The sequence below is a fragment of the Streptomyces sp. MB09-02B genome (assembly GCF_033794485.1).
Taxonomy (GTDB): domain Bacteria; phylum Actinomycetota; class Actinomycetes; order Streptomycetales; family Streptomycetaceae; genus Streptomyces.
Window position 1 is genome coordinate 1 of record NZ_JARGEE010000451.1, and the last position, 6,701, is coordinate 6,701.

The window sequence follows — 6,701 nt, forward strand, 5'->3', positions numbered from 1 at the left end:
GGCCTGGGCGCGGGTGCCGTGGCTGCGTCGGCCGGCGGGCTCGGTGCGGGTGGCGGTTCTGGCGGCGGGCGGGTGCAGGTGCGGTCCGTTGTGGACGGGGAGGTGTTGTTCGAGGCGCGGGGGACGACTCCCGCGAACGTGGCACCCGGTGGTGACGACCGGCTGGTGGTCGTGTGCCCGGTCGGGAAGGCGCCGCGGGTTCTGCAGACCGCCGGGCGGCGGCTGGTGCGTGGCTCGTGGGAGCGGGCACGCGGGGTCTGCGGCGTCGACTCGGCGGTGGTGTCCGGCGCGGACGGCCGCTTCGCGGTCGTGGCCGACGGCGAGGTGCGGGTGTGGGACGCCCGTACCGGTGACCGGGTGGCCGAACTCCACGACCCCGGCGTGCGGTACGCCACGTTCGGCCGGGACGGCGGCTTCCTGGCCACCGCCGGTTCCGCCGACGAGATCCGGGTGTGGCGGCTGTCGTCACCGGACGCCCCCGTCCTCCGGCACCCCCTCAACAACCAGCATCTGCGCGGCGGCCTCGCCTGGGACCCGGGCCCGCCCGTCCTGCGCTACCTGGAGGGCGGCACCGCCCACACCCTCGACCTGACGAACACCGTCACCGCGGCCTGGCGGGACCGCCCCGTGGACGGTGTGCTCCTGAGCCCGGACGGCCGCCTGTTCGCCACAGCCACACGAACGGCCCCCGGCACACCGACCGGCCCCGGCACCGGCACGGGCACCGGCCCCGGCTTCCGTTTCGAGCTGCGCGACACCCGCGACGGCCGCCTGATCCGCACCCTGCCGTCGTCGCTCGCTCCCCCGCAGTCGTCCGACCCCGTCCCCCAGATGGCGTTCAGCCCCGACGGCGGCAGGTTCGTCTACGGCGTCACCGGACCCGGTGTGCGGGGCGCGCCGCAGTGGTTCACCGTCTGGGACGTGGCCCGGGACCGCGAACAGAGCGTGCTGGACCTGGGCCGCAGCCGGTCCGGCACGGCGGTGACGGCGCTGGCCCTGTCCCCGGACGGCCGCACCCTGTTCACCACCCGTACCTCGGCCGACGGCGAGCCGAGCGACGAGCAGTGGGACACGGAGACCCGCACCCGCACCGACACCCCCACCGGGCGAGGCCTGGCCGGCGCCCCCCTCGCGCTCAGCCCCCGCGGCGAACCGGTCGTCGGGGACAACCGGGTGGCCCGTGGCCGTACCGGTCGGAGCGTCGCGCTGGACCTCGTCCAGGGCGACCACATCAGCGCGCTGGCGTTCAGCCCCGACGGGAGCCGGGTGGCGGCGGGCGACCGCACCGGCCGGGTCGCCCTGTGGGACGGCGACCTGCGCCGCCGGGCCGGTGTCCTGCGCAACGTGTTCCCGGCCCCGCTCGGCCGCACCCCGGAGGCCGTCAGCGCCCTCGCCTTCAGCCCCGACGGCCACACCCTCGCCGTCGGCGGCGACGCCGGCACCGTCCAGCTCTGGGACACCACCACCCAACAGCCCCTGGGCGGCCCGCTCCCCTCCCCCGGCGAGCGCATCGCCTCACTCGCCTTCACCCCCGACAACACGGCCCTCTTGGTCGGCGGCGGCCACGTCCCCCTGCACCGTCACACCGTCGCCCCGGCCCGTACCGTCGCCCAGGTCTGCGCCCGCGCCGGCGACGAGGACCTGACGAGGGGCGAGTGGGACACGTACGTACCGGACGAGCCGTACCGACGGGTGTGCGACTGAGGCGATGTGGCGATGTGGCCTCGCTCGACACCGAACAGCCCCTCAGCCGCACGGTGACACGGTCGGGTCGCGCTGCCGGGAACGGCGATGATGGTGACGGGGACGAAGAGGACGACGTGTTCGCGTGGGCCGACGCCCTCATCGAGTTCGACGACGACTGACCCGGCCTGCTGAGGGCATCGGCCGGGGCGAGGGTCCAGGGGGAGAGACATGCGAGAGGCCGTGGTCACGGACGCCGGGGACCGGATCCGGTGGGTCGAGCTGCCGGGGGAGGAGCCCGCTCGCGTGTATGTGCACGGGCTCGGGGCCACATCCACCGCGTACTTCACCGAGGCCGCGGTCCACCCCCTCCTCGCGGGGCGCCGTTCGCTGCTGGTCGACCTGCTCGGGCACGGCATCAGCGATCGCCCGACGGACTTCGACTACGGCCTGGAGGCCCACGCGGACGCGCTCGCCCGGGCCCTGACGGCGGCGGGCGTCACCGGCGTCGAGCTGGTCGCGCACAGCATGGGCGGCTCGGTGGGGATCGTGCTGGCGTCCCGGCACCCGGGGCTGGTGCGGAAGCTGGTGATGATCGACTCCAACCTGGATCCGCTGACCCCCACGCGCGGGGTGGCCGGGAGCAACGGCATCGCGGCCTACTCCGAGGAGGAGTTCCTCGCGGGCGGACGTGAGGAGTTCGCGAAGCTGGCCGGGGCCCAGTGGTGGGCGACCATGCGGCTGGTCGGCCCCGAGGCCCTGTACCGCAGCGCCGCGCGACTGGCCCACGGCACCCGCCCGACGATGCGCGAGCTGCTGCTCGACCTGAAGATCCCCCGCACCTACCTCCACCCCGAGGCCGACGGCCCCGTCCCGGGCACCGCCGCCCTCACCGAGGCCGGCGTGACCGTCGTCCCGATCCCGGCCTGCGGCCACAACATCATGCTCGACAACCCGGAGGCGTTCGTGCGGGCGACGGCGACGGCCCTGGCTCAGAGTCCCTCCGACGCGCGCAGGAACGTAACAGCACGCTCGTTCGAGTGAACGGCTCCGGATTCCTTGTTCGGGCTTCCGGTCTACTCTGGGAGCGTCGCGCTGAGCGAAGGAGGTCTGTCATGGCGACGGCGGAGCCGATCATCATGCCGGGGTACCAGGGCGAGTACATCAGCGGTCCTTTCGACGACCCTGACGGCGACAGCGACGTGCCTGACCACACAGGCGCGAGCGTCGAGCAGGTCTTCCAGCTCTTCAGTGCGACGGCCCCCAGGGGCTGGCGCGTAGAGCTGATCGAGGGAGAGATCTGCGTGACGCCTCCGGCCAACGGGGAGCATGAAGAAATCGTGTCGGAGCTGACAGAACAGGTCATCGACCGCCGCCGTGACCGATCCCTTCGCAACTACACCGGCATCGGGCTGGACGTACCCGGTGGCTCCATGACAGGGCACGTGGTCCCTGATCTCGCCGTCGCCCCCAAGGGCACCTTCGACGACGAGCAGGAGTGGCACGATCCCTCCGCTGTCCTTCTCGTGGCCGAGGTCACCTCGACCAGCACCGGGGACCGTGATCGCGAGACGAAGATCCTCGGCTACGCCCGCGCCGGTATCCCCGTCTACCTCCTCATCGACCGCGAGGAAGCCGAGGTCACGGTGTTCTCCGAGCCGTCCGGGGACAGGTACGCCAAGACGGTGAAGTGCAAGCTGGGCATGGTCGTGCCCCTTCCCGACCCCCTCGGCTTCGAGTTGGACACCGCCGAGTTCTGAGCCCGCGCGGGACGACGCGCCCCGTCAGCGCGGGAACGCGTTGGCCGCCGTCACCAGGGCGGTGATCGCGAGGAGCGCGGCGGCGACTGAGCGGGTGTGGCGGGTGAGCAGGTCGCGGATCACGGGACCTCCCTGCGGCTGACCGGATGAGTTAAGCGTGCTTAACGTGTCGCTCAACGTAAGGCTTTGGCCTACCAACGGCAAGAGGCCGTTGGGGAGTTGGGTGAAGCGCCCGGTGTAAGCGCAGTTACTGGCATGCTTACGTCATGGCAGGTATGGCCGAGCGTGACGACCCCGAGGTCATCGGGCGCAGAGTGCAGCAACTGCGGACGGAACGGGGCCTCACACAGCGGCAGTTGGCGGAACCGGCGTACACCCCGGCATACATCTCGACCCTGGAGGCCGGCCGGGTGCGGGCCTCGGAACCCGCGCTGCGGCATATCGCCGAACGGCTCGGCGTCGGCTACGAGGAACTGGTCACCGGACGCCCCGCGGGCTTCGCCACCGAGCTGCGGCTCCGGCTGACCGGCGCCCAGCGCACGCTCGCCAGCGGTGCCGGCGAGGCCGCCGCCGAGGGGTTCACGGCCGTCCTCGCCGAGGCGGAGGAGTACGGCCTGGTCGCCGAACAGGCCGACGCCCTGCTCGGCCTCGGTGAATGCGCCCTGGAGACCGGTGACCTGGAGACCGCCCAGCTGCGGTTCGAGCAGGTCGAACAGCGACTCGGCGACGCCCCGCTCCCGACCCGCGTCCCCGCCCTGCGCGGCCGCGCGACCGCCCACTACCTCGCCGGTGAACTCCGCTACTCCTGCTACCTCTACGAGTCCACGCTAGACGAGCTGAACCGCAACGGCATGCACGACCCCGACGCCCTGCTCCTCCTCTACACCGGCGTCATCGCCCCCTACATGGACATGGGCGCCCACGCCCGCGCCGCCCAGGCCGCCGAACTGGCCCTCGCACTCGCCCCGCGGTCCGGCGACCCGGCCCTCGTCGCCCGTATGCACCGCTCGGTCGCCCGGACGATGATCGCCGAAGGGCGGATCGCCGAGGCCGACGCCTCCCTCGCCAAGGCCTCCGAGCTCTACCGGCAGCTCCAGATCCGCACCGAGCTGGCCAACTGCCACTGGATGCGCGGCTACCTCCACGCCCAGAACGGCGACTACGCCCGCGCCGAGGAGGAACTGCGCGAGGCCCGCCGCATGCTCTCCGCCAAGCGCGCCGCGCTCTACACCAGCCAGGTCGCCGTCGAACTCGCCGACGTCCTGCACCGCCGGGGCAAGTCCGAGGAGGCCGCCGAGCTGCTCCGCGAGGTCCTCAGCGACCTCAGCTCCGAACGCGGCGCCCTGCACTCCGCCGCCGCGCACCGTCTCCTCGGCATCATCGCCGAGGACGCGCGCGACGCGGACGCCGCCGAGGAGCACTACGTACGGGCGCTGAGCCTGCTGGAGCGGGCCGGTGCCGTCGGCGACCTGGCCGACCTGTGCCGCCTGCTGGGCGACCTGTACCGCCGCACCGGCCGCGTGGAGGCCGCCCTCGACGCCTACCGCACGGGCCTCGGCCACCGCACGGCCCCCGGTACCACGACACTCGGCCCGGCACCCGCACAGCCGCCTCTCTGACGGTTCCCGTGACGAGAAGCGGTGACCCCCGTGGGACTCAGCCGAAGTCCAGCGAGGCGACCACGCCGCCGTCCTTGTCGTACACCGTGACCTTGCGGGTGATACCCCGCATCTGCTCGGGGTGCGAGACGCGCTGTCCGACATCCGCGAGCACGTACCAGCCGCCCCACTCCTTCTGGCCGGCCAGTCGGACGACCGTGCCGTCGAGCGTCCTGCCGTCGTACAGCTCGATCCGTACGGCGGCCGCCACGGTCCGGCCGCCGCGGCCGCCGTAGTACACGCCGGTGAGGAACGACTGCCGGGGCCCCCGGGCCGTCTCCTGCACCGAGACACCCGGCCTGCTCGTGTCGATGTTGCCGTCGACCACGCTGCGGAACTCGGGCACATCGGAGACACCGGGTGTGTCCCCGTACTTGCCCTCCTCGGTCAGCCAGATCCGCGTGCCGTCGCCGACGTACACCTTCTCGCCCGGCTCGACGACCCGCACCTGTCCCGCCACGGGGGTGGACGGCGGCGTCGACAGGGCGCTCGCGCTCGGCTTCGGCGGGGCCATGGGGTGCACGGTGGTGGAGGGGCCGTCGGGGCGGAGGGCCAGCACCACGACGAGCGGGAGCAGCAGCAATCCGCAGCCCGTGCTCAGCGCGGCGGCCCGGCGTCGTCGTCGACGGCTGCGGCCCTCCCGCTCGATGGCCTCCAGCGGTACGGGCGGCGGCGTGAGACCGTACGCGGCCTCGGCGAACGCCTCCCGCAGCCGCCGCCCCGTGTCGTCGGTGTCACTGGTGTCGTCTGTGTCACCGGTGTCGTCGGTGTCGTCGGGGTCACCGGTGACGTTGGGGTGCCCGTAGTTTTTACGGTCCGGGGCGAGGCCCGCGCCCGAGCGGGCCCGGGTCTCCGCACCCGCACGAACTTGCGCTTCCGCTCCCGTCGTTCCTGGTTGCGCGGCGGTGTCCGGGCCGGTCCCGGAGGTCGGGTGGTTCATGGGCGGGCTCCGGGGACGGGTGAGGGTGGCGCCGGGACGAACGGGAGGGAGGGCACGGAGCCGTGGCCTCGGGGGTCCGCGTGGGCCGCGCCCGCGAACTCGGGGTGGGCGCGCAGGGCTTGCAGCCCCCGGCGCACGTGGGTCTTGACCGTGCCCAGCGAGCAGCCCAGCAGCTGCGCGATCTCGCTCTCGCTGAGGTCCTCCCAGAAGCGGAGCACCAGCACGGACCGCTGCCGGGCCGACAGGGCGGCCAACGCCTGTGTGACGGCGGCCCGTTGGGCGATCGACTCGGCGTGCCCGGCGTGCCGCTCGTGCACCCGCTCGGGCAGGAACGGGGTCAGCAGATGGGCCACACGTCTCTTCCGTACGCGGCTGATGTTGTTGTTCACCAGCGAGCGCCGTACGTAGAAGTCGACGTCGTCGCGCGGTATGCGCCGCCAGCGGGCGTACACCTTCGCCAGGGTGGTCTGCACGAGGTCCTCGGCCTCGTGGAAGTCGCCGGTGAGCATGTGCGCGGTCCGCACCAGACGAGGCCAGGCGGCGGTGGCGTACGCGGCGAAGTCGCCGGCCTCGGGTGCTCCGGGTTTCTCCTGCGGCACGGGCGACGGTCCTCGGGGCTCGGGAACAGGAACGGGAACGGGAACGGGGAGGGGAACGGGG

The 6,701-nt window shown here is 73.0% G+C and carries 7 protein-coding genes; 5 read left to right on the forward strand and 2 right to left on the reverse strand.

Annotated elements, in window-relative coordinates:
* The 5 genes from P1P70_RS37515 to P1P70_RS37535 all read left to right on the forward strand — a co-directional run.
* On the forward strand, positions 1-1,704 hold a 1,704-nt coding region (locus P1P70_RS37515), incomplete at its 5' end, for a WD40 repeat domain-containing protein (RefSeq protein WP_413471637.1).
* A gap of 14 nt (positions 1,705-1,718) precedes the next feature.
* Positions 1,719-1,865, forward strand: coding sequence for a hypothetical protein (locus tag P1P70_RS37520; protein WP_319245736.1), 147 nt, complete (start codon positions 1,719-1,721; stop codon positions 1,863-1,865).
* Between the two features lie 49 nt (positions 1,866-1,914).
* Entirely contained in the window at positions 1,915-2,727 is an 813-nt protein-coding gene (locus tag P1P70_RS37525) for an alpha/beta hydrolase (RefSeq protein ID WP_319245738.1), read from the forward strand.
* Positions 2,728-2,798: 71 nt separating this feature from the next.
* Entirely contained in the window at positions 2,799-3,443 is a 645-nt protein-coding gene (locus P1P70_RS37530) for a Uma2 family endonuclease (protein WP_319245740.1), read from the forward strand.
* 275 nt (positions 3,444-3,718) lie between these two features.
* On the forward strand, positions 3,719-5,062 hold the full coding sequence (locus P1P70_RS37535) for a helix-turn-helix transcriptional regulator (RefSeq protein ID WP_319245744.1): 1,344 nt from the start codon (positions 3,719-3,721) through the stop codon (positions 5,060-5,062).
* A gap of 37 nt (positions 5,063-5,099) precedes the next feature.
* On the opposite strand, the gene P1P70_RS37540 is transcribed toward P1P70_RS37535, so the two are convergent.
* Together P1P70_RS37540 and P1P70_RS37545 are read right to left on the reverse strand one after the other, a co-directional pair.
* Positions 5,100-6,041 carry a hypothetical protein gene (locus P1P70_RS37540; RefSeq protein WP_319245742.1) on the reverse strand — a complete coding sequence of 314 codons (942 nt, stop codon included), beginning with the start codon at positions 6,039-6,041 and terminating at the stop codon, positions 5,100-5,102.
* A complete protein-coding gene (locus tag P1P70_RS37545; protein WP_319245746.1) occupies positions 6,038-6,640 on the reverse strand; it encodes a SigE family RNA polymerase sigma factor in 603 nt (200 codons plus the stop codon). The genes P1P70_RS37540 and P1P70_RS37545 overlap by 4 nt, the downstream gene beginning before the upstream one ends.
* Positions 6,641-6,701 lie beyond the last annotated feature (61 nt).

Excerpts from the sequence above, each read along its gene's own strand:
- P1P70_RS37525 (WP_319245738.1), top strand. The coding sequence starts at position 1,915 with ATGCGAGAGGCCGTGGTCACGGACGCCGGGGACCGGATCCGGTGGGTC.
- P1P70_RS37530 (WP_319245740.1), top strand. The coding sequence starts at position 2,799 with ATGGCGACGGCGGAGCCGATCATCATGCCGGGGTACCAGGGCGAGTAC.
- P1P70_RS37535 (WP_319245744.1), top strand. The coding sequence starts at position 3,719 with ATGGCCGAGCGTGACGACCCCGAGGTCATCGGGCGCAGAGTGCAGCAA.
- P1P70_RS37540 (WP_319245742.1), bottom strand. The coding sequence starts at position 6,041 with ATGAACCACCCGACCTCCGGGACCGGCCCGGACACCGCCGCGCAACCA.